This window comes from Micrococcus terreus (assembly GCF_900116905.1).
Classification (GTDB): Bacteria; Actinomycetota; Actinomycetes; order Actinomycetales; family Micrococcaceae; genus Citricoccus; species Citricoccus terreus.
Window position 1 is genome coordinate 53,185 of the sequence record NZ_FPCG01000003.1, and the last position, 26,073, is coordinate 79,257.

Consider the following 26,073-nt stretch of genomic DNA (forward strand, 5'->3'; position numbering starts at 1 on the left):
TCGCCGTCGACGACCGCCTGCCGCCCCGAAGGAGTCAGCACCCATGATCAACCGTGGACTCGGAGACTGGATCCACCGCCGTCGGTTCACCTCGCGGGGACGCACTGCGGTCATCAGCTCCTCCGGTGAACTGACCTATGACCAGCTGGACGAGCGGATCAACCGTCTGGCCAACGCCCTGGCCGAGCGCGGGGTGCGCCCCGGGGACCGTGTGGCCTACCTGGGGGAGAACCACCCCTCGTTCCTCGAGACTCTCTTCGCCGCTGGCACACTCGGGGCGGTCTTTGTCCCGCTGAACACCCGGTTGGCACCCCCGGAGGTGGGCTTCGCCCTACAGGACTCGGGTGCGGCTGTGCTGATCGCCTCAGCCCCGCTGGAGCAGCTGGCCGTATCAGGGAGCCGCGGGGCCGACGTCGGGCATCTGCTGCTGGTGCAGGACGGGACACCGCATCCGGCTGAACGCCGCGAGGGAGACCTGGACGCGGAGGACTACGAGCAGGTGCTGACCGCGGGCTCCACGCAGCGACCTGAGGCCGAGGTGCAGCTGGAGGATCTGGCGCTGATCCTGTACACGTCCGGCACCACCGGGAACCCCAAGGGCGCCATGCTCTCGCACGGGAACCTGACCTGGAACAGCTTCAACGTGCTCGTGGACTTCGACATCACCAGCGATGAGGTGGCGCTGATGATCGCCCCAATGTTCCACGTGGCCTCGCTGAGCATGGGTGCCCTGCCGGTGCTGCTCAAGGGTGGGACGCTGATCCTGGAACCGCGCTTCGAACCCGGACGGGTCCTGGAACTGGTCGAACGGCACCGCGTCACTGAGATGTCCGGAGTCCCCACCACCTATCAGATGCTCGCCGAGCACCCGGCCTGGGATGACGCCGATCTGTCCTCGCTGCGCACGTTGACCTGCGGCGGATCGGCCCTGCCGCTGCGAATCCTGGAGGCCTACGAGGAGCGTGGACTCTCGATCGGGATGGGCTACGGGATGACCGAGACCTCGCCCGGTGCCACGGTGTTGCCTGCCCGCTACTCCCGGGAGAAGCAGGGCTCGGCCGGACTGCAGCACTTCCACACCCAGGTGCGTGTGGTGGACCCGATGGGCCAGGTGTGCCCGGCCGGCGAAGTGGGCGAGATCCAGGTGCAGGGACCCAATGTGATCCGCTCCTACTGGCAGCGCCCTGAGGCCACCGAGCAGTCCTTCGTGCAGGAGCCGGACGGCACGTGGCTCAAGACCGGCGACATGGGCTACTTCGACGACGACGGGGCGCTGTTCATCTCCGACCGACTCAAGGACATGATCATCTCCGGAGGGGAGAACATCTACCCTGCCCAGGTGGAGCAGGCGATCGCCCAGCTGGACGCCGTGGCCGCCGTGGCGGTGATCGGCGTCCCCGATGAGAAGTGGGGCGAGGTGGGGCGCGCGGTGGTCGTGGTGCGAGAGGGGCACGAGCTCACCGAGGAGCAGGTGCTGAGTCACCTGGACGGGACACTGGCGCGCTACAAGATCCCCAAGTCCGTGGTGTTCGTGGACGAGATGCCCCGCACGGCCTCCGGCAAGATCCGCAAGCCGGACCTGCGGAAGGCCTATGGAGGCTGACCGCAGTCCGACGGGCCCAGTTCAGAGGCTCAGAGGCGGTTCAGCGCCCCGTTGAGCACCGGTGCCAGGCGGCGCACGCCCTCCCGCAGCTGCTCACCCGGCACGAAGGAGTAGGCGAGGCGGAAGGTCGGGTGCGGGACGTCGTCGGGAGAGAAGGCCCCACCGGGGACGAACACCACGCCCTGTTCGGCGGCCTCGTGCATCAGCGGCAGCGTGTCCGCGCCCTGGGGCAGGGTGCCCCACAGGAAGAACCCGCCCTGGGGCTGGATGAAGGTGATGGCCGGGTCCAGTTCCTGGCGCAGCTGGTCCACCAGGGCGTCGGCGCGGACCTGGTACTCGGCGGTGGCGCGCTGCACGTGGCCGGTCCAGTCGCAGTGGGTGACGAAGGCGGTGGCGAGCATTTGGCTCAGGATCGAGGCGTGGATGTACGCCGACTCTGCCGAGAGGTAGAACGCGCGCTGCAGTGCAGGCGGGCACAGCGCCCAGCCCACGCGCACGCCGGGGGAGAAGATCTTGGACATCGTGCTCAGGTAGATCACCTGGTCGCGGTGCTTCGCGGCGATCGGCGGGACCGGGTCCGCGCCGAAGGCGAGCTGGCCGTAGGGGTTGTCCTCCACGATCAGCACGCCCGCCTCACGGCAGATCTGGGCCACCTCGTCCCGGCGGTCTGCCGGCAGCAGCGCACCAGAGGGGTTGGCGAAGGAGGGGATGGTGTACAGGAACGCGATCCGGCGCCCCTCCCGGCGCAGCCGCTGCAGGGTCTCACGCAGCCCCTCCGGGATCAGCCCGTGCTCGTCGGTGGGCGTGGCCACCGCGTCCAGCTCCCAGGTGTTGAAGGTGTTCAGCGCCCCCACGAAGGAGGGGTCCTCCACCACGACGACGTCACCGGGGTTTCCGAGCATCCTCGCCGCGGTGTCGATCCCGGCCTGGGATCCCGGGGTGATGGTGACCAGGTCAGGATCAGCGTCCGGGATGCCGTCGGCTGCCATCACGGTGCAGGCCGCCTGGCGCATCTCCGGGGTGCCTTGGCCGGTGCCGTACTGCAGGCTGACCTGGCCCTGCTGGGCGACTAGCTCCTGGGCGATCTGTCCCAGCTCGTACAGCGGAAGGTCGTCCAGCCACGGGTTGCCGCCGGCCAGGGAGATCAGCCCCGGAGTCATGGCCAGGTCGAAGACGTCACGCACGGCGGACTGGCGCACACCACGAGCACGGTCTGAAAGAAATGTTGAAGGATTCTGCACCAGCGTCATGTTAGCAACGTCACTCTCAGGGGGCCAGGGTGAGCCGCCGAGACGGGTGATCAAGGCCAGGGGGTGGACTCGGGGGTTGAGGCAGGTGCGGTGCCGGACGAGCCGGGCTCGGTGATCTCCCGGGAGTGGTCCTCGGCGGGATCGTGGTCGTCAGGGGCCTGCGTGGACTCGTCCAGGGGTCCGTCGGTGGAGTCGATGACGGGGTCCTCGGTGCCGCCAGCGCTGTCCGTCTCAGCTGAGGCGGAGGGGCTCGGCTCGAGGTCCGGCGTGGTGATCTCTGGCCCCAACTCGAAGGGGGACAGTCCCAGGTGCTCGTCCAGGTCCACACCGTTGAGGAGGATCTCAGTGTCCTGCACGCCGGAGGCGTCTGCGGCGGTGCTGTGCAGCTGGGCGCGGATCCGGTAGGACTCGCACTCACTCCGAGTGGTCAGCTCGCCGGTCAGCCGCACGGTGACCGTGTCCCCCTGGACGTCCAGTCCCTCCAGCTCGAGGTCCTCGTTGGAGAAGGCCAGCGAGTTGGTCAGGGCCGGGTCGCCGTGGCTGTAGTACTCATCGTGGATCAGGTACTCCAGCGCCGTGGTGGCCACGTCCTCGGTCTTCACGGGGACGGACTGGCGCCGGATGAGCAGGTCCCCGCAGGCCACCTCGTGACCGGTGGTGGCGGGTGGGAAGTTCCCCTGGATGCCCACGAAGTACAGCGGCACCTGGGTGAAGCCGTCCAGGGAGTTCTCCGGCAGGGAGTAGCCGGATTCGGAGGCGGAGGGGCTGGAGGTGTCCGGCTCCACCATGCACCCCGCCAGGGACAGGGCGAACACCGCTGCAAGGCCGGCCCCGGCGAGGCGGGGCAGGGCTCGGCGGTCCCGCGGGGAGTCAGGCATGGGGTTCAGTCTACTGAAGGACGGCCGGTGCCCGGTCGGTGGTTGCACGGGCTGAAGAAGAAGACGGCCGGGGCCCAAGAACGGGGTGGGCCCCGGCCTATCTGGCGGCCATCCGATCCTGGAGGGGGGGTCATGTGGATCGGTATTCACGCCAGACTCTGGCCCGCAGCACTGCGCTGCGGAAGTCTGTGACAGTCACGGCAAGAAGGCGGTCTCCACCCCTCGCTTCGACCACGATTGCTTGAATCATTCACCAATTTTGGGGTCGGTGTCAAATGGGTCGTGCGACGACGCCGTCGACTCGACACCTTAGGCCCTGTGACCCCTCGATGTGAAGATGTTTCTTCAGGGAGTCGCCGTGACCTCAGGCCGGCGCTGCTGCAACGCCGGTGCAGCGGCGAGGCCGCTGAGGTGACCTGATCTGTCAGGCGGGGGCCGTCGTCGTGACACTGATGGTCGGTGGTGCCACAGGAGCACTAGGCTGGAGCGCATGCCCCTTCGCAACCAACGTGCCGCCGCCCTGCCCGCCAAGCTCAGCCGGACCTGGCTGCTGGTGAACGGTGCCAAGCCGGAGGACTTCGCCCCGGGGCTGGCCTCGGAGGCGGACTCGGTGATCATCGATCTGGAGGCCTCGGTCCCGGACGAGAAGAAGGACGCCGCGCGCGGTCACGTGGTGGACGCGCTCGACGGCGGCATGACGGCCTGGGTGCGCATCAGCGGGATCGAGACCGAGGACTGGGAGAAGGACCTCGAGGCGCTCTCCGGGCTCAAGGGCCTGCGCGGGGTGATGCTCGCGATGACCGAGAAGCCTGAGCAGGTCACCTACACGGCCATGCGCCTGCGTGCAGGCACCCCGGTGCTCGCTCTGCTGGAGACCGCGCTGGGCCTGGAGAACGCCACCCAGGTGGCCATGGCCCCGGGCACCTTCCGGCTGGCCTTCGGCACCAACGACTTCCGCAAGGACGTGGGCGTCTCGGACGACCCCATGGCCATGGCCTACGCCCGCTCGCGCCTGGTGATCGCCTCGCGTGTGGGCAAGCTGCCCGGCGCGATCGACGGTCCCCCCGGTGCCGCCGATGACGATCAGGCCGTGATCGAGTCCTCGCAGGTGACCGCTTCCATGGGCATGACCGGGCGGCTGTGCCTGAACCGCAACCAGGTGGACTTGATCAACCGTCAGCTGGCGCCTTCGGACGACGAGCTGACCTGGGCCCAGGAGATGCTCGAGGCGCACGCCGCCGGAGCATCCGTGGGCGACGGCTCCTACCTGCCGCGCCTGGCGCGCGCGCAGAAGATCGCCGACCTCGCCGACTCCTACGGACTCTGGAACGCCTGATCCTCGCGGTGTCCTGAGGTGGCGCTGAGCGGTGCGCATGACGCGAGCGTGACCTGAATCTCCTGAGCATCTCGGCGGCGAAGTAGACTGCCCACGGTGCCCTTGTGCGGGCGCCCGACTCCCTGCTCCACACGAGTGGAGACCCCTTCGCTGCGCTAGGACATGATGACGCCTTCGGACATCTCCCAGAACCTGAACGAGAACCAGAGCACCGGTAAGGGTCAGCCCGCCACCGGCACCTCGCGCGTGAAGCGCGGTCTGGCGGACATGCTCAAGGGCGGGGTGATCATGGACGTGGTCACCGCCGACCAGGCCAAGATCGCCGAGGACGCCGGTGCCGTGGCCGTGATGGCTCTGGAGCGCGTCCCCGCTGACATCCGCGCGCAGGGCGGCGTGGCCCGCATGTCCGATCCCGACCTGATCGATGGGATCGTGGAGGCGGTCTCCATCCCGGTGATGGCCAAGGCCCGCATCGGCCACTTCGTGGAGGCCCAGGTGCTGGAGGCCCTCCAGGTCGACTACATCGACGAGTCCGAGGTGCTCTCCCCGGCGGACTACGTGAACCACATCGACAAGTGGGACTTGCAGGTGCCCTTCGTCTGCGGTGCCACCAACCTGGGTGAGGCCCTGCGCCGGATCACCGAGGGTGCGGCGATGATCCGCTCCAAGGGCGAGGCCGGCACCGGGGACGTCTCCGAGGCGGTCAAGCACATCCGCACCATCCGGGGTGAGATCGCCAAGCTGTCTTCGCTGAGCAAGGACGAGCTGTACGTGGCGGCCAAGGAGCTGCAGGCACCCTACGAGCTGGTGGCCGAGGTCGCCCGCGAGGGCCGTCTGCCGGTGGTGCTGTTCACCGCCGGCGGTGTGGCCACCCCCGCCGATGCCGCCCTGATGATGCAGCTCGGCGCGGACGGGGTCTTCGTGGGCTCGGGCATCTTCAAGTCCGGCAACCCGGAGGCGCGAGCGGCGGCGATCGTGAAGGCGACGGCGCAGTATCAGGATGCCGCTGCCGTGGCCGAGGCCTCCCGTGGGCTGGGCGAGGCCATGGTCGGCATCAACGTCGCCGATCTTCCTGCACCGCACCGCCTGGCCGACCGCGGCTGGTGACCCTCCCTCGCCTGCGGAACGGGCAGCCCCGGTGAGCCGAGAGACTGACGGGCCGGCCGTCGTCGGGATTCTGGCCCTGCAGGGGGACGTGCGCGAGCATGCCCAGGTGCTGACCGCCCTGGGCGCGCGCGTGCGTGAGGTGCGTGCTGCGGCGGATCTGGACGGGCTGGACGGTCTGGTGCTGCCCGGCGGTGAGTCCTCGGTGATCGAGAAGCTTGCGCGGATGCTGGGGGTCGCGGCGGCCGTCCAGGCGGCGGTGCGTGGTGGGCTGCCGGTCTATGGGACCTGCGCGGGGATGATCCTGCTGGCGGACCGGATCGCGAACCCGATCACGGGGCAGGGCAGCTTCGGTGGACTGGATGTGACGGTGGCGCGCAATGCGTTCGGCTCCCAGGTGCGCTCCTTCGAGACGGAGCTGTCCGTGCCGCAGGTGAGTGCTGACCCAGTGCATGCGGTGTTCATCCGGGCGCCGGCTGTGCTGCGGGTGGGTGAGGGGGTACAGGTGCTCGCCTCGGTTCCCGCGGCGCGCCTGGAGGATCCCTCTCTGCTTCCCGACGGCGGCTTCCTGGCCTCGAGCGGTCAGGTTCCGGTGGCGGTGCGGCAGGGGAGTCTGCTGGCCACGAGCTTCCATCCCGAGGTCACGGGGGACTGGTCGTTCCACCGCTGGTTCCTGGAGTGGCTGGTGCTGCCGGCGCGAGGCGCTCGGCTCTCGAGGTGAGCTGATCTTGAGGTGAGCGGACGGACGCGCCGCTCGGGTCAGTCCTTCGTGGAGAGGAGATCCTGGACGGGGGTGCCGTCCACGAGGATGTGCGCGGTGCTCACGCCGGCGTTGACCAGGGCGGTCTGCTCGAGCTGTCCGATGATGCGTGGGTCGTCGCAGGTTCCGGCGGAGGTCAGCTGGCCGGTGAGGTGCACGGTGACGGTGTCGCCGGAGATCTCGACGCCCTGCAGGTTGAGGTCGGACTCAGCCAGGGCGGTGGTGAGTCCGCGCTCGCCGACCTCGCGGTCACGTGGTGCAAGGAGTGCTTCGATGGCGGCTTCGACGCGTTCGGCACCGGTGAGGGCGGGGTCCATGCCCTGTACGGAGGACATGACCAGGCTGTCGCCGCAGCCTAGCGGGTCACCCTCCGATCCAGCACCACCTTCGAGCACCCAGAAGACATGGACGGGGGAGGCCTGGTGGCCGATCATGGGGTCTTCATCGGTGGGGCTGACGCTGGACGAGGGTGACACAGGGGCCTCCGAGGTTGTGCTCGGCGAGGAGGGGGCGGGCGGACTGACAGATGCGCTGGCCGTGGCGGTCTGGATCTGAGCTTCAGTGCCCGGCGCGGCACCGCATCCGGCCAGAGCGATCAGCAGCACGGCGCTGAGGACTGCGTGCCTGCCGTGTGGCCGCGCGGCCGAGGTCCGTGGGCGCATGACTGAAGCGTAGTTCGGTGCGGGTTCGAAGCCGAGGCTCCCAGTCCGTTCAGTCCTCGATGAAGGGGCTGCCACAGGCCCAGCCGTTCGGGTTCTCGTTGCAGTCGTCGGCGACATTGCGGGTCTTGGAGCGCCAGATGTCTGCAGTGACAGGTTGGCTGGGGACCTGGGCGGTGCCCGGGATGGGCAGCCAGGGGCCGTTGTTGACTGAGTACTGACCGCGGTAGGCGGTGGTGAGGTTCACGGGGAACGTCCCGGTCTCCGTATAACGGTGGGTGGTGTCCAGTTCCTGGTTGAACTCGCGCTGCGGTCCGCCTGGCTGACCGAGGGTCTTGGCCGCACTGCCGTCGCCGTAGTTCCAGGTCCACTGGACGGGGACTGCCTGAATGGCCACGTCCTGACCCAGCATCTCCACATTGAGGGTCTGCGCTTCAGCGGTGGCGTAGAAGTTGGTGTGCGCGTTGCGCAGCCCGAACCCGCCAGAGTCCGCCTCAATGGTGGACGGTGCGATGTTCAGCTGCTGGAAGTCCTCCAACGTGACCACCGGCATCGGCGGCGGTGCTTCCTCCCCCTCGGCCGGCTCTGCGGGAGCGGGTGTCACGGGGTCGGACGAGGTGGAGCAGAATGCGTCGCCGAATCGCGAACGGCGGAACTCAGATTCAGTGTCAAGCTCTGCACGGATAACCAGCTGGCTTCCCGGCTCGGTACAACGAGTCCGTTCCATCTCGAAGCAGTCCAGCTGGCCCGCTCCTTCCACCGTGAAGCAGTACGACTGGAGGATTACTGGGGGTGGTTCCGATGGGTCCGAGATAGTTGGAGTTCTAGTTGTTTGCCGGGTTTCGACTGAGTCAGAAGAATTGTCCGATGCGCGTTGACCTTTGTCCTGATCACTGGAGGATTCAGCTTGAGTTTCAGGGCGAGTTTGCTTTGTTCCCGACACGCCGTAGCGATCACGAGTATCTCCGAGGTCACCGCAAAAGACGTCGAAACACGGGCTAGCTGAGGCTGTGGTGGGCAAAATTATCGACACTGATACGGCGAAGATTGCCACAAGCGCAGATGACCGACGAATAAAAGTACTGTGGCGGTTCATTCTTCGGTTTTGCCTTCAGTGGACAGCGATTCGATTTTCCAATGGCTATCGCCTTCATCGAATGAAGCGGAAGCAGACCAGTAGACGACATCGTCGTTGTCGGTCGATGCGCGCTCGGCCTTAGTGCCATCCGGTTGGTAGACATGTACGGGTGCTTGCTGATCCCGGTACAAGTACGTTCCCCGAGTTTCTCCATCGAGGGCAGCTACATCAATCGTGATCCCGTTCTGCTCAACGACTGCCCAGCCGCCAACGTCGTAAACCGTCGTCCAATCCCCAATGAGTTCATGGCAGAACCCGCAATCTTCTGCGGAGACGGCCATCAGCGGCTCAGCGTCGCCTGTCAGCTTGAGATAATGGAATGCTTCATACCAGTACTCCAGGGCGGCTTCGAGGCCGGCCTGGTCGTTCTTCTTCATGGCGTCGGGCATCTCGGGGGCCGGGATGTTCTTCGCGGCGGAGGTGGAGGTCGCCGGTTCGGGGGTGGCGGACTCGGTGGGCGTCGCCGACTCGGAACCGCCGCCGGGCGACTCAGAGACGGGCGCGCTCGTGCTCTGTCCTGCAGTGGGGCTCGGCGACTCATCGCCCCCGTCGCCGCCACCGGTGCAGCCGGTCAGGAGCAGGGCCGCGGCAGCGCTCAGCGCCAGGGGCATGGTCAGTCGGTTCGGTCGGCGCATCAGCAGCCCTTCCCGTTGGGCCGGGGCACACGCGTGACACTCCAGAAGAGTCCTCCTCCGGAACCTCAGCAGGCCATCCCCAGCCAGACAGTCGGTTCTCTCCCGGGCCATCCCAGTGCCCGGCGTCACTTCAGTGTAGACAGCTCGGTCCCCCCTGCGGAAAGTTGTCCACAGCCATCCTCTCGCGAACACACCTAGACTCAGCCCCATGATGGACTGGATCGCCGCGCTGCCGCTGGGCTGGTCCATCCTCTTCTTCTGGGGCCTGGCCGTCATCCGAGCCACCGTCACCTTCACCCTCGGACGGGGCATCGCCGCCGGCGCCGACCACACCGCACTGCGACGCTACATGTCAGGACCGGTCTACGAACGTGCCATGCGATTCGCGGACAGGTGGGGCCCGTGGGCCATCCCGTTCTGCTTCCTCACGGTGGGGATCCAGACCGCAGTGATCGGCTCGGCCGGCATGGCACGCCTGCGCTGGATCCGGTTCCTGCCCGCCATGGCGCTGGGCACGCTGATCTGGGGCGTCATCTACGGCACCGTCGGCATGGCCGTGGTGTGGGCCGTCATCACCGCCGCGCTGATGAATCCCTGGACGATCCCCGCCCTGGTGGGGGCCGTCGTCGGGGTGGTGGTCATCCTGTGGTGGCGCACCGGCGGCTTCGCCCGGCTCCGCGCCTCACGCGCCCAGCGGCGCCTTCGCGAAGACCGGGCAGATCAGACGTCAGACAGGATTCCCGACGACGGCCGGTAAGCGGTCTCCACGTCCAGTCCCAGTGGCTCGGCCACGGCTTCGGCCACCCCCCGCTGGGTGATGACGCCCTCGTGCGCGTTGAGTCCGGCGGCGAAGCCCTCGTCGGCGGAGAGCGCTTCACGCCAGCCGAGGTCGGCGATCCGCTGGATGTACGGCAGGGTCGAGTTCGTCAGGGCCGCGGTGGAGGTCTGCGGGACGGCGCCGGGCATGTTGGAGACGCAGTAGTAGATCTTGTCGCCCACCAGGTACGTGGGGTCCTGGTGCGTGGTGGGGCGGGAGTTCTCGAAGCAGCCGCCCTGGTCGATCGCGATGTCCACCAGGACCGATCCGGGCTTCATCTGCTCCACCATCTCCGCGGTGACGAGCTTGGGCGCGGCGGCACCGGGGATCAGGACGGAACCGATCACCAGGTCCGCGGCGATCACCTGTTCGGCGATGTTCAGGTGCGAGGAGGCCAGGGTGCGCAGGCGTCCCTGGTGCACGGAGTCCAGCTGGGCCAGGCGGTCCAGGGAGATGTCCAGGATGGTCACGTCTGCGCCCATGCCCGCGGCGATCACCCCGGCGGCCTCGCCGGCCACACCGCCGCCGATCACGGCCACGCGTGCACGCCGGGTGCCGGGGACCCCGCCCATCAGCACCCCCGAGCCGCCGTGGGCCTGGGTCAGGTGGTAGGCGCCGGCGAGCGGGGCCAGCCGGCCGGCGACCTGGCTCATGGGGGCGAGCAGCGGCAGGGTGCGGCCGCGCGTGACGGTCTCATACGCGATGGCGGTGGTGCCGGACTCCAGCACGGCGCGCGTGCACTCCGGGGAGGCGGCGAGGTGCAGGTAGGTGAACAGGACCTGGCCCTGGCGGAGACGGTGGTACTCCTCGGCCACGGGCTCCTTGACCTTGAGCAGCAGCTCGGCGCGCTGCCAGAGCTCGTCCGGGTCCTCCACCAGTTCGGCGCCGGCGGTCCGGTACTGCTCGTCGGTGATGCCCGAGCCCACACCCGCCCCGGCCTGCACCATCACCTGGTGGCCGCGCCGGACCAGCTCTGTGACGCCGCCGTGGGTCAGCGCGACCCGGAACTCGTTGTTCTTCACCTCTGTGGGGACACCGATCAGCATGGGGGTGAATCTACGGGTCTGAGCAGTCTTTGGGGAGATCTGCCGAACGATCTGCGGAAATCCACCGTAGGCTGGCGCAGAAGTTCAGGAACTGGGTCACAACAAGGCGGTGGCGATGCATCATCTGCAGGGGCTGGACAGCACGGACCAGCGGCTTCTCGAGCTGCTGCGTCAGGACGCCCGGCGCACGAACGCGTCCTTGGCGGAGGAACTGGGCATCGCCCCGTCCACGTGCCTGGCCCGGCTGAAGGCCCTGCGTGCCTCCGGTGCGGTCCGGCGCTTCACGGTGGACGTGGAGCCGACGGCGCTCGGACACGGTCTGGTGGCGCTGATCTCGGTGCGGATCCGCCCGGGCGCGCGGCATCGGATGGAGGAGTTCTTCGAGCAGATGCGCCAGCTGCCGGGTGTGATGCAGGTGTTCTTCCTGGGCGGTGAGGAGGACTTCCTGCTCCACGTGGCGGTGGCCGACTCCGCCGAGGTCTCACGGTTCGTGCTGGAGAACCTCTCTGCGGACCCGGCCGTGGCCTCCACGCGCACGTCCCTGGTGTTCAAGCACGAGTACGGCGAGCGGCCGTGGCAGGGACGGTGACGCTCACTCGGACCTGACCTGCGCCAAGGTCCCGACGGCGGCCGCGCACCTCAGTGCCCGGCTCACCCGCTCACGCCCAGCCGGGTGGAGGACGGTGACGGGGTGGGCGTCTCGGTCTTCTCGAACCGGTTGCCGGGCACGGTCAGGTTATTCGGATCCGCACGGTACTCCTGCAGCGAGGGGTGCTCGGAGCAGGCGGTGTAGCTGCCGATCTTGGTCCGTTCGGTGGAGACGTGCACGGTCATCAGGGTCCCGTCCGCCTGATGCAGGGCCATGAAGCGGTCTCCGTCCTGCGGCATGGAGCCCTTGCCCCGCCGGGTCTCCGAGTACCCCTCGGCCTCAGCCCACTGCGCCACCTCGTCCAGCGTGGCGTCCGGTTCAGCGTGTCCCGCGCCGTGCAGGATGACCTGGAACTTCAGGGGTCCGTCCATGGCATCGGCGCCGGCCAGATCACCGCTGCGGCACGGGGCGGGGTTCAACTCCATTCGGTCCATGGCCAGGTCGAACGGCTTATCGTTCCGCGTCCACTTGCCTCCGAGCAGCTCCGTCACGCCTGCCATATCGGAGAACATGCGGTCCAGCAGCACCTCGGCGGTCTGATCTGCCGTCTGATCCTCCGCCTGCTCAGCGGGGGAGGTCGGGGACGAGTCTGGGGTGCTCATATCGGTCTGCTCCTGGATCGGGGAGGACGGGGCGTCGGAGGGGCTGCCCGCCGGGGCGGCACAGCCGGTGAGCATGAGTGCCAACAGTCCTGCGGCGGCTGCACGGCGCGTCATGAGAACATCTCCTCCACCTTCTCGTGCAGCTGTGTCTGCTTCTCGTCGATCCAGTCGTCGAGATCGTCCTGCAGTCCGTCCACCACGCTGTCCCCTCGCTCCTGCAGCCAGTCCACGGGGGCGTCTGGCACCCACCAGCGCTCCTGCTGCCAGGTGTCCACGCTCTCCTGGATGCTGTCCTGTCTGGAGTCCACGGTATCGCGCAGGTCCTGCTGGGTGGTCTCGACGAACGTCGGCAGGCCGCCCTCCTCGAACGCGTCGTAGAGCTGTTCCCCGTAGGGGATGACCTCGGGCCACGTCTCCCGGACCCAGTTGACGCCACGCTCCGCCAGCCCCTCGAGGTCCTGCTGGCGGTCATCCACCCACTGATCGGCATCGGACTGGGCATCGTCCACTGCGGCATCGACGCGATCCTGCACCCAGTCGATCGGGGCATTCGGCACCCACCAGCGCTCCTGCTGCCGGTCGATCCAGCTGTTGGCCTCATCCTGCTTCCCGTCCACCCAGGACTGTGCGTCGTTCTGGTGTGCGTCTACCCAGGCGTGAGGCTGTTCCATGATGATCGGGACAGGATCCTCGCGCAGGTCGTCCCACCAGGACTGATCGATCAGCTCCACCTCGTGCCCGTTGCCGTCGAGGATGGTCGCGATCGAGTTGAGGGACATGGTGTCGGGCTCGGTGTAGCCGTTGCCGTGCGGCTCCACGCCCATGTGACCGGTGGTGGGAAGCTGGTCCTGACCGGGGCCGCCGTCGGAGGAGAAGACCTTCGCTCCCCATTCATCGTCGGTGGGGGAGACACGCTGATCCCCGCCGAAGGGACTCAGCGTCTGTCCCAGCGGGACGGCGATCATGTCTCCACGGGCCTGGGTGGCGTAGACCTCGGGCCGACCGTCGGCGTCACGGGCCACGTTCAACGCCTCGGCGTTCGGGACGTAGTCCGGGTCCACGCCCACGGCGCCGTACATGACGTAGCTGTCCACGGTGTGCTCGGTCATCGTCAGGGCGTAGGCGGCTGTGGGCGTGCCGTAGGAGTGGGCGGCCACATTGAATCGCGGGTCTGTCTGCGGGGTCTCGGGCAGTCCCTGGGTCTGCGCCACATACTGGGCGTTGGCCGCGCGTGACTCCTGGAACGCGTCGAGGGCGTGGGCCAGAGGGATGGCGCCCTGGTAGGCGGCCTCGTTGGAGAGGACCTGGGAGGAGCCGAGGGTGTCCGGGTGATGGGCGCCGTCGGGGGTGTCGTAGCCGATCCAGAGCACGGTGGCCCGGTCACCGTTCGTGGCGTCGTAGATGTGCTGCAGCTCGTCCATCATGGCGGGGGCGCCGTTGGTCTCCGCGCCCATGCCCGGCACCCGCCAGGTGACGTTGTCGGCGGTGTCCGGGTTGCCGATCGCCAGGGCTCCGAGCACATGCTCCTGGGCATCGTCGTGCCGCAGGGAGATCAGATACCGGTGCCCGTCCTGGACGTCGGCCAATGCCTCCCGGATGTTCTTGAGGTCGTTCCGGTGGTCGTCACTGAGCGTGGGGTCCTGGTCCAGCAGGTCCAGCACCTCGAGGTTCGCCGAGGCGCGGTCCGTGTAGGGCACGCCTTCGGTGTTGCCCACCAGCCCCGGCAGCGCGAGCACCAGGGCCGTCTGCTGCTCGGTGCTCAGCCCCTGCCACCAGGCCGCGCCCTCGGCACCGCCGGGCCAGGAGTCCAGGTCTCCCTCCGTCGTCGGGAGCGGGGGAGGGGAGACCCGCAGGCCAGGATGCAGCGCGCCCACGGCCTCGATCTGCTCGGGGGAGAGGCCGGCCAGGTGCTCGTAGTAGGCGGCCAGGTCCTCGCCGGTGGCGTTGGGCATCATCGCCTGGTCGTAGAGCTCCTTGGCCTTCACGACGGCGGGATCCCGGGTTACGTAGGCGAAGTTCGCCTTCACGGCGCGGTCCGGTCGCAGGGCCATGGCGGTGTCCACTGCCGCGGCGTAGGCGGTCTCGGCCTCGGTGAGCCGGGTGACCAGGGCGTCAGCGGAAGCTTGGACGGGAGCCTCGTGCTGGGCCTTCAGGCGCGTGCGGTCACCGTCGGTCACGTCCTCGCCGAGCGCCTCGATGTCACGGTCGTAAGCGGACTGCGCGTTGGCCAGATCGACGGTGAGAATGGTGTGCCGGGCGGTGCGGATGGCGTCGAACTCGTCTGCGGCGGCACCTGCGGCGTCCTGGAGCCCCTGGGCCATGGAGACCACATCGTCCACATCGGCGTCCGGGTCGGCGAAGGCGCTGTAGAGGTCATCATCATGGTCGGTGTCCGAGTAGATTCCGGGCAGGACGGTCCAGTCGGAGGCCAGGTCCTGCACGGTGGACTGGAGCGTCTTGACCTGGGTGAGCACGTCGGAAGCCGCGGTGCGGATCGGCTCACCCTCGGGGACGTGGTCGGTGGCGGTGAGGTTCACGGTCAGCGGCATCTCACTCCACCGCCTGGCTCTCGGCGCGCACGGCCATCTCGCGGTCGCCGGCCTGCCAGTGCGTGGCGGCCTCACGGGTGCCTGCGGCGAGGTTCTCACACTGCACGATCACGTCCATCAGGGCCGGTCCCAGGTTGTCCGCACCGGCGGACTCGGTGCGGCCTGCGCAGGCCGTGGTGCCGAAGGCGAGCTTGAGGTCGGCCACCGCATCCTCCACGGCGACCTTGTCCTCGGGCATGTCCAGGACCACCGGGTCCACCCGGTCGAGGAAGGTGAAGACCGCCTGGTAGTTGATCGTCGGCATACAGGTCCTCCTCCGGTCTCGATCTGCGGCGCGCCACCTGAGGTCAGCTCAGCAGAACACTCTCGACCGTACGGAGGGGCGGGTGGGGCGTCGATGGGGAGAACTGCCCATGCGCACCCCGGCGGACGCGCATACTTGAGGCGTGGACTTCCATCTTCTGGCGACCGTGATCGCCGCCATCGCCCTGATCGTGGCCGCGCTCGGCACCATCTTCCCGATCCTGCCCGGCTCGATCCTGAGCATCATCACCTTGATCGCCTGGGCCTGGGCCCTAGGTTCACCGGCGGCGTGGACCGCGGGGATCATCGGTTCTCTCATCGCGCTCGCGGGACTCTCCGCCTCCGCGGTGCTGACCGGACGGAAGATGAAACGCGAGCAGATACCCAACGGGCCGATCCTCGTGGGAGTGGCCGGGGCCGTCGTCGGGATGTTCGTCATTCCGGTGGTGGGCCTGTTCGTGGGCTTCGCCGTGGGACTGCTGGCCGCGGAGATCGTGCGGCGCAAGGATCTGCGCGCGGCGGTGCGGTCCTCCGTGGAGGCGCTGAAGTCGATGGGCCTGGGGATCCTGGTGGAGTTCGGCTGCGCCTGCCTGGCCGGTTCGGTGTTCGCGATCGGGACTCTGGCGCACTTCCTGAACCGCTGACCTGGCCTAGGCGTGAGCGGCTGGTTCCGGACTGTCAGCACGCGCCTGGCGCAGGGGCTGCTCTTGGTAGCGTTCGTGCCAGCCGATGAAGATCGCCAGGCACACCAGCGGGAAGAACAGGGTGGACGACGGGCGGTCGAGGACGTAGTCGACTGCCGAGACGAGCAGCACCAGCCACGGGATCCAGGGCAGCTTCTGCCACCGGCGGCCACCGGACACCACGCCCAGCAGCACGGCACCGATCACCATGGCCAGCGGGAACGGCCCCGCGTGGTCCGTCTGCACCCCGGCCATGTCGGTCAGGACGGTCACCAGGACGGCGGCGATCAGGACGGGGACGGAGGCACGCAGCGCGGGGAACAGGTGGTCCTTGAGCCGTCGGGCAGCGAGCATCCGACCAGGCTGTCACAGTCGGCGCCCTGCCTACCTCTCGGCGGGGCCGTTCACGCTGATGCTCGTGCCAGAGAACGGACAGCGTGGTCATCCAGAATGCGGTGTACATCCACGCCTCATTGTTGGTGGCGTACATCGCGGCGGTGACGGCGAGTCCCGCCCAGGGCAGCCAGGGCGTGGTCTGCCACCGTCGCAGGTGAGCCACCACCCCGATGGCGATCAGCAGAGCCCCCGCGGTCCACGGGAAGGCATCGGTCTGGTCCGTGGGCGTGCCCACCAGCTGCACGGCCAGGACCACAGCCGTCAGGACCACGAGGATGGGCGCGGTGGCTTTGACGGCGTGCTGCATGGGTCCCCCTGGATCGGCGCGAACGGGTGTCACGTGCGTCCCAGCACGTCAGCGACTGCCCAGGGGCGCCAGTGGACCTTTGTCTACTCGTGATCCGGCAGACTGGACTCATGGAGATCTACGACGTCCAACTCGATCCCACCGGTACCCTGATCGACTGGCCCCAGCTGATCCTGTGGGGTGTCCTCGCCCTGGCGGGACTGATCGCGGCGGTGTTCCTGTTCCCGGGGAAGCGTCCCAGCGGAGCGAGTTGGCTCTCCCGGTTGGCGGCGTCTCTGGTGGGTGTGGCGATCGCCCTGGTGGCTGGTGCGCTCGCCATCAGCGCCCTGCAGGGGGTCCAGCAGCACCACATCTCCGGGATTGTGGAGAACCAGGGGACGGTGGACGGTCATCCCTGGGTCCAGTTGGAGTCCATGCCCTTCCCGGTGATCTGGGAAGGGCACCAGATTCCCGACGACGGCCGGCTGGGTGGCCTGTGCACCGAGGGTTCCCCGGTGGCCGGCATCGAGTGGACCTGCGCCCCACCGCGCTGATCAGTCCGCTTCAGTGGGTGTAGACGGCTGACGGGGCGTGGTGGCGGCCAGGATGCGCGCCCGGACGCGTTCAGCCCGTTCCTCCTTCTCCCGGTCACGAGCACGGAGTTCGGTGGCGAGGTCTGTGTCGTCCACATCCACGGCCTCATGCAGCGCCAGCCTCAGGTCGAGCGCATCGAAGAGCCGTAGCAGCGGTGCCAGCTCGGCACCTGCATGCCCGTCCTCGACGCGGGCCAGCCACGAGCGCGAGACTCGCGCCCGCGCGGCAGTCTCCGCCTGGCTGAGGAGCTGTTCCAGGCGCGCGTTCCTCACCAGGATGCCCAGGGTCAGCGCCGTGCCAATCAGGTGGGGGTTCACGTTGCACCTCGGTCCTCGAACGAGGACAACTCTTGTCCTCGTTCGAGGACATACTTCCACCGCGAACTCCTTCCCCGCCGAGGTTGTCCACAGACACGACGAGCCCCGCTGCAGTTCGCACTGCAGCGGGGCTCGGTCGGTGAAGCTGGTGAGCGTCCGATCAGATGATCTGGCGGCCCTCACGCTTGGCCTCTGCGGCGTCCTTGTAGAAGCCCCAGGCGATGGCGATCAGCACGCCGAGCACGAGCACCGGCCACATCAGCACGTACGCAGTCAGTAGTGCGGTCATGATTCCTCCTTGCAATCCGTTCGGATCAGATCGTCAGGTCAGTTCGAGCGGGCAGCACCGGCGGGGACACCGTCGGCATCGGGACCGGCAGCACCGGCAGAGGCAGCAGCAGCCTCCGGCGTCGTCGGGTCGAAATCACCGGTGACATGCTGGATGGTCTCGAAGTCGAAGTTCTGGCTGGAGCGGAAGCTCATGAAGTAGCAGACCAGGAACGAGACCGCGTAGGCCACCAGGGAACCGGAGAGCACGGCGTAGTCGCGCAGGAACCCGAAGGCGAACGGGGCAGCGGCCAGGGTGGCCACGGCGCCGACGATGATCGCCGGCTTCAGTCCGAAGAAGCCGAACGCCATGATGCCCAGCACCACACCGATGCCGATGATCGCCAGGACCTCCACGATCACGGCCCATGCACCGTCCAGGGCCAGCCACTCGAAGCGGACCGGCAGGAACACCACCAGGGCGGCGATCACGGAGATGGTGAAGGCCATGTTGGTGACCTTCGGCCAGTAGAACGAGGCGATGACCGGGAACACCAGGCAACCCCACAGAGCGCCGACGAACACCAGCAGGTCCAGGATGTTGAACTGGCTGGTAGCGAAGAACAGCGCGGCACCGGTGGCGATGATCATCGTCACGCGGCCGATCAGCAGCATGGTCTTCGGGTTGGCGTTGTCGCGGCCCACCGACTGTCCGTACATGTCTGCCATGACGATGGAGGACAGTGCGGACAGATCCGAGTCAGCAGTGGAGGACAGTGAGCCGATGATCATCAGGAACGCCAGCGCCACCAGGATCAGCGGCAGGTACTGCGAGACCATCTGCGGGATCAGGTTGTTGACGTCACCGTCCATGGGCTCAATCCCCAGGTAGAGGGCCATCACGCCGAGCATGCCGATGCCGATCACGGTGCCGCCGTAGCCGATGGTGGCGGTGATGAAGGTTGGCTTGATCAGATCCTCACGCACGGCGAACAGCCGCTGGGCGATGGTCTGGTTGCCGATCGCATAGGCCAGCACGGCCGCGATGTACGGGGCACCCTGGTTCATGAACGCCTCGGAGGAGAAGAAGTCCTGCTGCTGCGGGGTGACGTTGCCTGCGGCCACGCCGGCCTCGAACATAGACGGTCCGCCCGCAGCGAAGAACACCACGGGGATGATGATCACGGCCGCGCCGAGCATGGCCATCACCTGGGCGAAGTCAGTCAGCACGGAGGCGCGGAAGCCGGACCACAGGGTGTACAGCAACACGCCCGCGGCGATGATCAGGATGCCCGCCCCGAAGCTCAGCGGGGAGAGCATGGCGATCAGGGCGCCGCCGGCAATGAAGTTGGAGGTCAGCGAGATCAGCGAGCCCAGCACATTGGACCCGGCGAGCATCAGCTGAGAGGAGCGGCCATGGCGGGCGTACATGACCTCGGCAAGGGTGTGCGCCTTGGGGGCCACCTTGCGGATCCGCTTGCCGAAGGGGTAGATGAACAGGATCATCAGTGCGCCCCACAGCCCGTAGTGGATGGGGCCGGAGACACCGTACGTATAGCCGGCGGTCGCGGAGGCGTACATCGAGGAGGCCCAGATCCAGGTGGCGGTCATGGACGCCGCGGAGACGCCGAAGCCGATCTGGTTGCCGGCGGTCATGTAGCCGTCGGCGTTCTCCTTCTTGCGGCTGATCATCATGGACATGACCAGCGTTCCCCCGTAGAAGAGGGCGAGCAGCAGGGCAACGAGCCCGATGCCCAGATATGTCATTTCCTGTGCGGGCGGCACGGTCTTCCTTTCGTCGGCTGACAGGTCAGCCGCCGGCACCGGCAGGCGCGCCTCAGGTGCTTGCGCTCTCACGCGCGAGGCTGTGCCGCTGGTGCGAAGCGGCGTCCGGTCCTCACTCGTGGGCGCGTGATGCCCGAGGGACCAGCAGTTCAGCCCAGGCGGTCCTGGGCAGGCAGGCCGTGAGCACTCCACAGCCACCATTTCCCGACGACGGCCGGGCGGGTTCCGAGCATCGGCTCGGCTTCACCGGGCCTCACCCGGAGAACGGGGCTGCCACTCATGCATCGCCTGCGCTGACTCCATGCGCTTCTCGGCGCGGTCTGCAAGCACGAACACTGCACGTGGGGCAGTCCCTGCGGCGCCTCTGCGCCACAACGGCCGGCGATTTTCCACGAAACTGTGGAGTAACACCAGCCGACCCCACTGTTTCATATTCACCTGTGGGTGGCCAATCTCGCCCTGACCGGCCGTAGGGTGTGGCCATGCAGACCAAGGGAAGAGTCGCGGTGGTGACCGGCGCCGGTTCGGGCATCGGCCGCGCCGTGGCGGAGCTGATGCTGGAGAGCGGATACCGAGTCGTTCTGGCGGGCCGGCGAGCGGAGCTGTTGGAAGAGGTGGCGCGGGGCAGAGAAGGTGCCCTGGTGGTGCCCACTGATGTGACCGTCGTCGGGCAGGTGGACCGGCTGTTCCAGACCGCTGTGCAGACCTGGGGGCGCGTGGACGTGCTGTTCAACAACGCCGGGGTGACCGGTCCGGCGGTGAGTGCTGCGGATCTGGATCCGGCGGACTGGGACGCCACGGTGGCGGTGAATCTGACAGCGGCGACCCTGTGCGCGCGGGTGGCCATGCGCGTGATGAAGGAGCAGGACCCGCGGGGTGGGCGGATCATCAACAACGGTTCGATCGCGGCGCACACTCCGCGGCCGCAGTCGGTGGCGTACGCGGTGACGAAGCACGGGATCACAGGGCTGACGAAGTCGATCGAACTGGACGGGCGCGCGTTCGGGATCTCCTGCGGGCAGATCGACATCGGCAACACGGCCACCGAGCTGGCGGACGCGTTCGTGGCCGGACCGGGCGCCCTGCAGCCGGACGGGCGGCGGATCCACGAGCCCACGTTCCCGGTGGCCGAGGCCGCGCGGGCGGTGCTGTTCATGGCGGACGTCCCGCCGAGCGCCAACGTGCTCAACATGGTGATCACCGCTGCGGGCATGCCCTTCGTCGGCCGCGGGTGAAGGGTGGAACTGCCGTGCGGACATGGAACGGTGGGCGGTCCAGGAGTATGATGGACCGGTGCCGCCGGGACTGCCGGCAGCGCGCGGGGCTATAGCTCAGTTGGTAGAGCGTTTCGTTCGCAATGAAAAGGTCAGGGGTTCAATTCCCCTTAGCTCCACTCGCCACCCTCGAAGGCCCCGGGACGTCACGTCCCGGGGCCTTCGTCGTACCCTGCCTTACTTGTCTGCGACGCTCTTGTCCCGGACGTGGACTGAGGTCCGGCCACCAGAGTTGGGGCCAGATGTAGGGTGATTCATCGCTTGTGTTCGGCAGAGAGTCCAGTGCATACTGGTACCAGATCCCGTACCACTTTGAGGAGGCGTCATGGCAGTCACGGCGACGGAGGCTCGCAAAAACCTCTTTCCCTTGATCCAGCAAGTCAATGAGGACCGCGCCCCCGTCGAGATCACGTCGCGCAATGGCGATGCGGTGCTCATGTCACGGGCGGACTACGAGGCACTGGAGGAGACGGCGCACCTGCTTCGGGTTCCGGCGAACGCCCGCCACCTGCTGGAAAGCTTGGCGCAGGCTCGCTCGGGGGAGCGCATGGAGCGTGACTTGGAGCGATGAGGTTGGTCTTCACGCCCAACGGATGGGATGACTACACCTATTGGCTCGCAGCCGACCGCCAGAATCTGAAGCGCATCAACCGATTGATCGATGACGCCCTCCGCGATCCCACCTCCGGGATCGGCAAGCCAGAACCGTTGCGCCACATGCTCTCTGGGGCTTGGTCCCGGCGAATCACGGAGGAACATCGGCTTGTCTACCTCGTGGACGGTGACGGCCTCGTCATCCTCCAGGCCCGCTTCCACTACAGCTGAGGCGCGCCCTCCATCGTCATCAGTACGAGATCATCAACAGATGAGCGCGATAGAGGCGGAGTTCGACACGCGCCCTGAGCTCCACTGAATTGCCCTGAACGATCAAGGGTCTCGGAACTGCGGTTCCGGGGCCCTTCGTCGTACAACCTGTCATTGGCGCGCCGCTATGAAAGGTTGTGTCCCTGACCTGTCACAGCACGCCTGGAAAGTAGAATGACTCGACACCGGGAGCGGGGCCCAGACCCCACAACAGATCCGGGCCCCGATGGGAGCTCATTGACGGTTCCAAGCATGTCGACCCCGCCGGCTGCTCACTGCAGTGTCAGCCCATGGCGCGGCAATGTCCGCAGAGGGGCCAGCCGTTCGATCCCTGCCGACTATTGCGGGCAGGAATCTGTTAGCCGGAAGGGCAGCCGGAGTGCATATGAAGCACATCAGGATCAGACTCATGCCTTGAGTAGTAGGCCGAGACTTGCATGGCGGTTCCTATCGTTCGGGTCGCCCGTTGGTGGGGACACCGTGAACGTAGTTTCGAGTCCGGACAAGATAAGGATCCGGCTACGTCGTTCTGACCTCGTCCGGCTGGGGTCTAGAACCGTCGTTGCGGATCAGGCGGAAGATGCGCTCCTCGACGTCGGCTGGCGGAAGTGGATTGCCGGTCGACCTCGACTTTCCCCACTGCCGCAGTAGATCGATGTACTTCTCGTAGGACGGGGTCTTGGCATATCGGAGCCGTGGGCCACCGTTGTCTCGGAGCCACCGCATGACCAACTGATCCAGCACGGGCGCGGTATTGTCGACGTTCCTGCCTTTCTCGGTGGTGACGAAGTACAGCCACTTAGTGAAGAACGCTGGGCCGAGGCCCGCGATCTTGCCCTCATTGTTGAGGTAGTAGTAGCCGGCAACGGGTCCGTCCTGCGTGGCAATCTCCGATGCCTTCTCAAGCCGGCGCACCGATTGCTCTGAGATGTTGGCACCGTGGAATGCGCGGGAGCCTGTCAGGACGTAAGCCGTTCTGTAGGGGCCATACCCGGAAGAGCCGTGCCCCCACATCATGGCAACGACAAATGCACTTGCGGTGTCTGTCTTCAGGTTCGCGGTGACGAACTGAGCCACGTCCAGGCGATCCATCTGCCGTGGGAGGTCTTCGATCGATTCCGCCAGGCCGTCGATGTGTCCGAGCCACCTCAACCAGGAGTCCTTCCTGACGGGGAACTTCTGTTGCGGAGCGAAGTCTGGGGCATCGATGAGTTCTTGGAGGAGCGTGGGAGGAACGTTCATGTCCTGATGGTGCCCGGTGGACAGGACGAGGTAAACAGCAGTACCGGGTATCGACCGGACACCTGGCCCGATGTGTGGCCACTGCGAGCACCTCGGTCTCTCTCGAGTTCAGGCTGAGTGCACTTGATCTTCGGTTCGGCCGGGTCGGTTGCCATAGCACGTGAACTCCCGTAGATGTGATGTACCGCACATCTGCATCTGAGGGAGATCCCGTGTCCACACCGAACCTGTCCCGTCGTTCGTTCCTCGCCCTGGCCGGCGCCGGAGCGGTCAGCACCATCGCCTGGCCGGCCTGGGCCGCTGATGCCCGCCGCCCCGGCGCGGTCCGCGCGCCCAAGCTCACTGCCTCCGACCGGCAGATCATCAACCAGATCCGCCCGTCCAACGCGATCGAGCACCTGACGCACCTGACCGAGAACATCGGGCAGCGTTACACCGGCACCCCGCAGGAGAAGGAAGCGGCCGACTACCTGGCCGCCACCCTCGAGAAGTACGGATACGGCGTGGACGTCGAGTCCTTCGAGGTCCCGGACCGTCGGATCGGCACACTGACCGGCCCCGCCCTGACCGACACGCTGAACTGGGGAGTGGGACCGGCTCCCCAGGGCCCGCAGAACGTGACCGTCGCCGGAGAACTGATGGTGGCGCCGTCGGGAATGCCTGCTGACCTGCCGGCCGACCTGGCCGGGAGGATCGTCATGCGCGTGGTGACCGCCACCGAAGACATCACCCCGCTGGCTGTGGCCGCCGCCGCACGCGGGGCCGTGGCCGTGATCTCCACCCGCCGGGACGCGAACTACCCGAGCCAGGCCTCCGCCTTCGCCCCGAACCTGCGCGTGGAGTCAGTGGACATCCCCGTGGTCGGGGTGAGCCAGGTGCAGAAGCACGCGCTGCTCGCCGCCCTCGAGCGCGGTGCGGTCCGGCTGACGCTGACCACCGAAGAGTTCGTCAACACCACCAGCCAGAACGTGATCGCCACCCGCGCCGGCCAGAAGGGCGGTGGCAAGGGCGGCCGTGACTGGGTCATGCTCGGCGCACACTATGACACCGTGATCGGCTCGCGCGGCGCCAATGACAACGCCTCCGGCACCTCGGCGCTGCTGGAGCTGGCGCGCGTGATGCGCAATGCCCCCACCTCCAGCGACCTCTCCTTCGGGTTCTGGGGTTCGGAGGAGGTCGGGCTGGTCGGATCCCAGATCTACGCGCAGAACCTGGACGCGGGGGAGCGCGGACGCCTGCGCGGGGTGTTCAACAATGACATGATCGCCACCAGCTGGGCGCCCTCGGAGAAGTATTGGGTGCTGGACCTGCGCGGGGAGTCCAACCGCGTGAACCAGGCCGTCTACGCGGTGGGCGACCGCATGGGCTACCGCGCGCAGATGTCCGACATCTTCGAGATGGGCCGCAGCGACCACCAGTCGTTCTCCCAGGTGGGCGTGCCCTCAGGCAACTTCGGCTGGCTGCACACCGACGGCTTCATCCTCGAGCCGGAGTACCACTCCTCCGACGACACCGTGGCCCGCAACATCTCCGTTGAGCGCCTCACCGTCGCCATGGAGATCCAGGGCGCCGCGGCCTACGCGCTGGCGAGGGACTGAGGCGGCGCGGTGGTCAACTGCTCGGAGTCACCAAGTGGCCGGCCAGCATCACCGACGTCTGGTCCATCGTCAGCTCGGCAGCGGCCACTCCCGTGACCAGATCGAACGCCTGGTCCTCGCTCAGGGTGAGGCGTAAGCCGTTGAGGCGAACAAAGTGCTGCAAAGCGACCCAGGCAGTGCGTTTGTTCCCATCCAGTAAGCCGTGGTTTCGAGTGAGTGACTCCAAGAGGGCGGCTGCCTTGCTCGGGAAGGAAGCGTAGACCTCGCGTCCGTAGGCGACCGTGGCAGGGCGGGCGAGGGCGGATTCGAGCAGTCCCGCGTCTCTCACGTGAAAGCCGAGGCGGTCTGCGAAGTACAGGACGTCGTCGAGGGAGACGTACTCCGTCATGCGTCAGCGAGACGGCGGAGCAGGCTGGCGTCTTCTGCCAAGACGGCCGCCAAAGTCTGCTCACGAGCGGCTTGACGATGAGCTGACTCCAGAACCATCTTCACGCCGCGCAGGACGAGGGCGCTCTTGGATGTGTGTTCAGCCGCTGCCAGCTCGTCCAGCTGTGCGTCCAGTTCGTCAGGCAGTCGCAGGTTCATGGCCATGTCACTATGGTACCGGAATGGTACCGGTGGGTCCGTGCCCATCTGCACCACGCGCAGGTGCCCTCACACCTCGCAGGAGACCCAGGGGCCGAGGCGGTCGGTGAGGTGCTCGTCGGTGGTGAAGGCGACGACGTCGTAGCCGCCCCGGCCTGCACCCTGGTCGCGACGGCGTGAGCCCCAGTTCTCCCGGTACTCGAGCACGGCCAGCTCCTCGTCCACCACGGTGATCACCACGGAGCGGGCGCCCGGCCGCTGGAGGTGGACCACGGCGGTGCGGGCGTCGTCCCGGTGGAGCCGCCCCACCAGCAGGCTGCCCTGCGGCGTGGGCGTGAGGTCCGCGCGCAGCAGCCCTAGATCCTGCAGGCGCTGCAGCTCGGCGGGGTCCTTCTGCGCGGACCGGGCGCCGCCCCAGGCGGCGCGTTCCAGGGCGAGCAGGGACCGCTGCGGCAGCGGTTCCAGCGGGGGAGTCAGGGGCTTCCAGACGGCGGCGGGAGACTCGGCATGGATGCTCGCCCAGTCCGGTGCGAGGGAGCGTGGTGACGGCGCGGGGTCGCCGTGACGCCGTGCCAGGCCCTCCACCTCACGCACCCAGCCGGGGCGGAACCGAGCGGGCATCCCGGAGGTCCCCACGACGTGGCCGGCCACCGCTCAGGCCAGTCCGCCGAAGAAGCACACGGCCCATGAGATCCCGCTGGAGGTGGTGGGGCCATGAGGTGCGAGCGCGAGAGAGATCGGTTCCGTCAGGCCCATCAGCACCAGCCCCGCACCGATGAGCACGAGTCCGGGCCCCAGGTGGCCGGCGTAGATCCCCGGGCGGGATAGCTAGCGGCGGTTCCAGCCGGCTTAG

General features: G+C 67.5%; 30 protein-coding genes and 1 tRNA gene. 14 read left to right on the forward strand and 17 right to left on the reverse strand.

Annotated elements, in window-relative coordinates:
* Positions 1-43 precede the first annotated feature (43 nt).
* Positions 44-1,603, forward strand: coding sequence for an acyl-CoA synthetase (locus tag BM355_RS04680; protein ID WP_091695533.1), 1,560 nt, complete (start codon positions 44-46; stop codon positions 1,601-1,603).
* A 29-nt stretch (positions 1,604-1,632) separates the two neighbouring features.
* Here BM355_RS04680 and BM355_RS04685 read toward each other — a convergent pair whose 3' ends face one another.
* On the reverse strand, positions 1,633-2,853 hold the full coding sequence (locus BM355_RS04685) for an aminotransferase-like domain-containing protein (protein ID WP_091695536.1): 1,221 nt from the start codon (positions 2,851-2,853) through the stop codon (positions 1,633-1,635).
* 50 nt (positions 2,854-2,903) lie between these two features.
* The gene (locus BM355_RS04690) at positions 2,904-3,731 is read right to left on the reverse strand and encodes a GerMN domain-containing protein (protein WP_091695538.1); all 828 of its coding nucleotides are present in this window, start codon (positions 3,729-3,731) and stop codon (positions 2,904-2,906) included.
* 490 nt (positions 3,732-4,221) lie between these two features.
* Here BM355_RS04690 and BM355_RS04695 point away from each other — a divergent pair, with 490 nt between their 5' ends.
* The 3 genes from BM355_RS04695 to pdxT all read left to right on the forward strand — a co-directional run bounded on the left by BM355_RS04695 (position 4,222) and on the right by pdxT (position 6,892).
* Positions 4,222-5,067: an HpcH/HpaI aldolase/citrate lyase family protein gene (locus BM355_RS04695; RefSeq protein WP_091695541.1), complete on the forward strand. Its 846-nt coding sequence runs from the start codon at positions 4,222-4,224 to the stop codon at positions 5,065-5,067.
* 165 nt (positions 5,068-5,232) lie between these two features.
* The gene (gene pdxS, locus BM355_RS04700; RefSeq protein ID WP_425435603.1) at positions 5,233-6,174 is read left to right on the forward strand and encodes a pyridoxal 5'-phosphate synthase lyase subunit PdxS; all 942 of its coding nucleotides are present in this window, start codon (positions 5,233-5,235) and stop codon (positions 6,172-6,174) included.
* A 31-nt stretch (positions 6,175-6,205) separates the two neighbouring features.
* The gene (gene pdxT / locus BM355_RS04705; protein ID WP_245760601.1) at positions 6,206-6,892 is read left to right on the forward strand and encodes a pyridoxal 5'-phosphate synthase glutaminase subunit PdxT; all 687 of its coding nucleotides are present in this window, start codon (positions 6,206-6,208) and stop codon (positions 6,890-6,892) included.
* A gap of 38 nt (positions 6,893-6,930) precedes the next feature.
* Here the strand turns inward: pdxT and BM355_RS14320 are convergent, their stop codons facing one another.
* Positions 6,931-7,266, reverse strand: a complete 336-nt coding sequence (locus tag BM355_RS14320; RefSeq protein ID WP_218154308.1) for a GerMN domain-containing protein — start codon at positions 7,264-7,266, stop codon at positions 6,931-6,933.
* A gap of 97 nt (positions 7,267-7,363) precedes the next feature.
* Between BM355_RS14320 and BM355_RS14780 the strand changes: the two genes are divergently transcribed.
* A complete protein-coding gene (locus BM355_RS14780) occupies positions 7,364-7,486 on the forward strand; it encodes a hypothetical protein (protein WP_281247560.1) in 123 nt (40 codons plus the stop codon).
* A 156-nt stretch (positions 7,487-7,642) separates the two neighbouring features.
* On the opposite strand, the gene BM355_RS04715 is transcribed toward BM355_RS14780, so the two are convergent.
* Together BM355_RS04715 and BM355_RS04720 are read right to left on the reverse strand one after the other, a co-directional pair.
* A complete protein-coding gene (locus BM355_RS04715) occupies positions 7,643-8,194 on the reverse strand; it encodes a PKD domain-containing protein (protein WP_245760602.1) in 552 nt (183 codons plus the stop codon).
* Positions 8,195-8,682: 488 nt separating this feature from the next.
* Positions 8,683-9,363, reverse strand: coding sequence for a DUF6318 family protein (locus BM355_RS04720; protein WP_143109421.1), 681 nt, complete (start codon positions 9,361-9,363; stop codon positions 8,683-8,685).
* Between the two features lie 208 nt (positions 9,364-9,571).
* On the opposite strand from BM355_RS04720, the gene BM355_RS04725 reads away from it, so the two are divergent.
* Entirely contained in the window at positions 9,572-10,120 is a 549-nt protein-coding gene (locus BM355_RS04725) for a DedA family protein (RefSeq protein WP_091695550.1), read from the forward strand.
* Here BM355_RS04725 and ald read toward each other — a convergent pair.
* Entirely contained in the window at positions 10,084-11,226 is a 1,143-nt protein-coding gene (gene ald / locus BM355_RS04730; protein WP_091695552.1) for an alanine dehydrogenase, read from the reverse strand. The two genes, BM355_RS04725 and ald, sit on opposite strands and share 37 nt — an antisense overlap.
* Before the next feature lie 115 nt (positions 11,227-11,341).
* Here ald and BM355_RS04735 point away from each other — a divergent pair, with 115 nt between their 5' ends.
* Positions 11,342-11,815 carry an Lrp/AsnC family transcriptional regulator gene (locus BM355_RS04735; protein WP_091695554.1) on the forward strand — a complete coding sequence of 158 codons (474 nt, stop codon included), beginning with the start codon at positions 11,342-11,344 and terminating at the stop codon, positions 11,813-11,815.
* 62 nt (positions 11,816-11,877) lie between these two features.
* Here BM355_RS04735 and BM355_RS04740 read toward each other — a convergent pair whose 3' ends face one another.
* Genes BM355_RS04740 through BM355_RS04750 form a run of 3 tightly spaced genes read right to left on the reverse strand, consistent with a single transcriptional unit; the run spans position 11,878 to position 15,330 of the window.
* Positions 11,878-12,591 (reverse strand): hypothetical protein, encoded by a 714-nt coding sequence (locus BM355_RS04740; protein WP_091695557.1) that lies wholly within the window; start codon positions 12,589-12,591, stop codon positions 11,878-11,880.
* A complete protein-coding gene (locus BM355_RS04745) occupies positions 12,588-15,026 on the reverse strand; it encodes an alpha/beta hydrolase (protein ID WP_091695562.1) in 2,439 nt (812 codons plus the stop codon). Before BM355_RS04745 ends, BM355_RS04740 begins: the two co-directional genes overlap by 4 nt.
* Before the next feature lies 1 nt (position 15,027).
* The gene (locus tag BM355_RS04750) at positions 15,028-15,330 is read right to left on the reverse strand and encodes a hypothetical protein (RefSeq protein ID WP_091695564.1); all 303 of its coding nucleotides are present in this window, start codon (positions 15,328-15,330) and stop codon (positions 15,028-15,030) included.
* Positions 15,331-15,472: 142 nt separating this feature from the next.
* On the opposite strand from BM355_RS04750, the gene BM355_RS04755 reads away from it, so the two are divergent.
* Positions 15,473-15,973, forward strand: a complete 501-nt coding sequence (locus BM355_RS04755) for a DUF456 domain-containing protein (protein ID WP_091695566.1) — start codon at positions 15,473-15,475, stop codon at positions 15,971-15,973.
* Between the two features lie 6 nt (positions 15,974-15,979).
* Here the strand turns inward: BM355_RS04755 and BM355_RS04760 are convergent, their stop codons facing one another.
* Positions 15,980-16,366 (reverse strand): hypothetical protein, encoded by a 387-nt coding sequence (locus BM355_RS04760; protein ID WP_091695568.1) that lies wholly within the window; start codon positions 16,364-16,366, stop codon positions 15,980-15,982.
* Between the two features lie 459 nt (positions 16,367-16,825).
* On the opposite strand from BM355_RS04760, the gene BM355_RS04765 reads away from it, so the two are divergent.
* A complete protein-coding gene (locus BM355_RS04765; protein WP_091695570.1) occupies positions 16,826-17,248 on the forward strand; it encodes a hypothetical protein in 423 nt (140 codons plus the stop codon).
* On the opposite strand, the gene BM355_RS04770 is transcribed toward BM355_RS04765, so the two are convergent.
* The 3 genes from BM355_RS04770 to BM355_RS04780 form a co-directional block, all read right to left on the reverse strand.
* Positions 17,249-17,605 carry a helix-turn-helix domain-containing protein gene (locus BM355_RS04770; protein ID WP_091695572.1) on the reverse strand — a complete coding sequence of 119 codons (357 nt, stop codon included), beginning with the start codon at positions 17,603-17,605 and terminating at the stop codon, positions 17,249-17,251.
* A gap of 160 nt (positions 17,606-17,765) precedes the next feature.
* Entirely contained in the window at positions 17,766-17,894 is a 129-nt protein-coding gene (locus BM355_RS14450) for a putative transporter small subunit (protein WP_091695575.1), read from the reverse strand.
* 38 nt (positions 17,895-17,932) lie between these two features.
* Positions 17,933-19,639, reverse strand: a complete 1,707-nt coding sequence (locus tag BM355_RS04780) for a sodium:solute symporter family protein (RefSeq protein ID WP_091695577.1) — start codon at positions 19,637-19,639, stop codon at positions 17,933-17,935.
* Positions 19,640-20,139: 500 nt separating this feature from the next.
* Between BM355_RS04780 and BM355_RS04785 the strand changes: the two genes are divergently transcribed.
* From BM355_RS04785 to BM355_RS04800, 4 genes are all read left to right on the forward strand, one after another.
* Entirely contained in the window at positions 20,140-20,892 is a 753-nt protein-coding gene (locus BM355_RS04785; protein WP_091696027.1) for an SDR family oxidoreductase, read from the forward strand.
* Positions 20,893-20,977: 85 nt separating this feature from the next.
* Positions 20,978-21,050 (forward strand) — tRNA-Ala (locus BM355_RS04790).
* Positions 21,051-21,256: 206 nt separating this feature from the next.
* A complete protein-coding gene (locus BM355_RS04795) occupies positions 21,257-21,502 on the forward strand; it encodes a type II toxin-antitoxin system Phd/YefM family antitoxin (RefSeq protein ID WP_091695580.1) in 246 nt (81 codons plus the stop codon).
* Positions 21,499-21,756, forward strand: coding sequence for a Txe/YoeB family addiction module toxin (locus tag BM355_RS04800; protein WP_091695583.1), 258 nt, complete (start codon positions 21,499-21,501; stop codon positions 21,754-21,756). The genes BM355_RS04795 and BM355_RS04800 overlap by 4 nt, the downstream gene beginning before the upstream one ends.
* Before the next feature lie 558 nt (positions 21,757-22,314).
* Here BM355_RS04800 and BM355_RS04805 read toward each other — a convergent pair.
* Positions 22,315-23,037 carry an 8-oxoguanine DNA glycosylase OGG fold protein gene (locus BM355_RS04805; RefSeq protein WP_091695585.1) on the reverse strand — a complete coding sequence of 241 codons (723 nt, stop codon included), beginning with the start codon at positions 23,035-23,037 and terminating at the stop codon, positions 22,315-22,317.
* A gap of 212 nt (positions 23,038-23,249) precedes the next feature.
* On the opposite strand from BM355_RS04805, the gene BM355_RS04810 reads away from it, so the two are divergent.
* Entirely contained in the window at positions 23,250-24,635 is a 1,386-nt protein-coding gene (locus BM355_RS04810; RefSeq protein ID WP_091695587.1) for a M28 family peptidase, read from the forward strand.
* A 13-nt stretch (positions 24,636-24,648) separates the two neighbouring features.
* On the opposite strand, the gene BM355_RS04815 is transcribed toward BM355_RS04810, so the two are convergent.
* From BM355_RS04815 to BM355_RS04825, 3 genes are all read right to left on the reverse strand, one after another.
* Entirely contained in the window at positions 24,649-25,023 is a 375-nt protein-coding gene (locus tag BM355_RS04815; protein ID WP_091695589.1) for a type II toxin-antitoxin system death-on-curing family toxin, read from the reverse strand.
* The gene (locus tag BM355_RS04820) at positions 25,020-25,226 is read right to left on the reverse strand and encodes a ribbon-helix-helix protein, CopG family (RefSeq protein ID WP_245760603.1); all 207 of its coding nucleotides are present in this window, start codon (positions 25,224-25,226) and stop codon (positions 25,020-25,022) included. The genes BM355_RS04815 and BM355_RS04820 overlap by 4 nt, the downstream gene beginning before the upstream one ends.
* Before the next feature lie 63 nt (positions 25,227-25,289).
* Positions 25,290-25,841 (reverse strand): hypothetical protein, encoded by a 552-nt coding sequence (locus BM355_RS04825; RefSeq protein WP_143109422.1) that lies wholly within the window; start codon positions 25,839-25,841, stop codon positions 25,290-25,292.
* Positions 25,842-26,073: the final 232 nt, after the last annotated feature.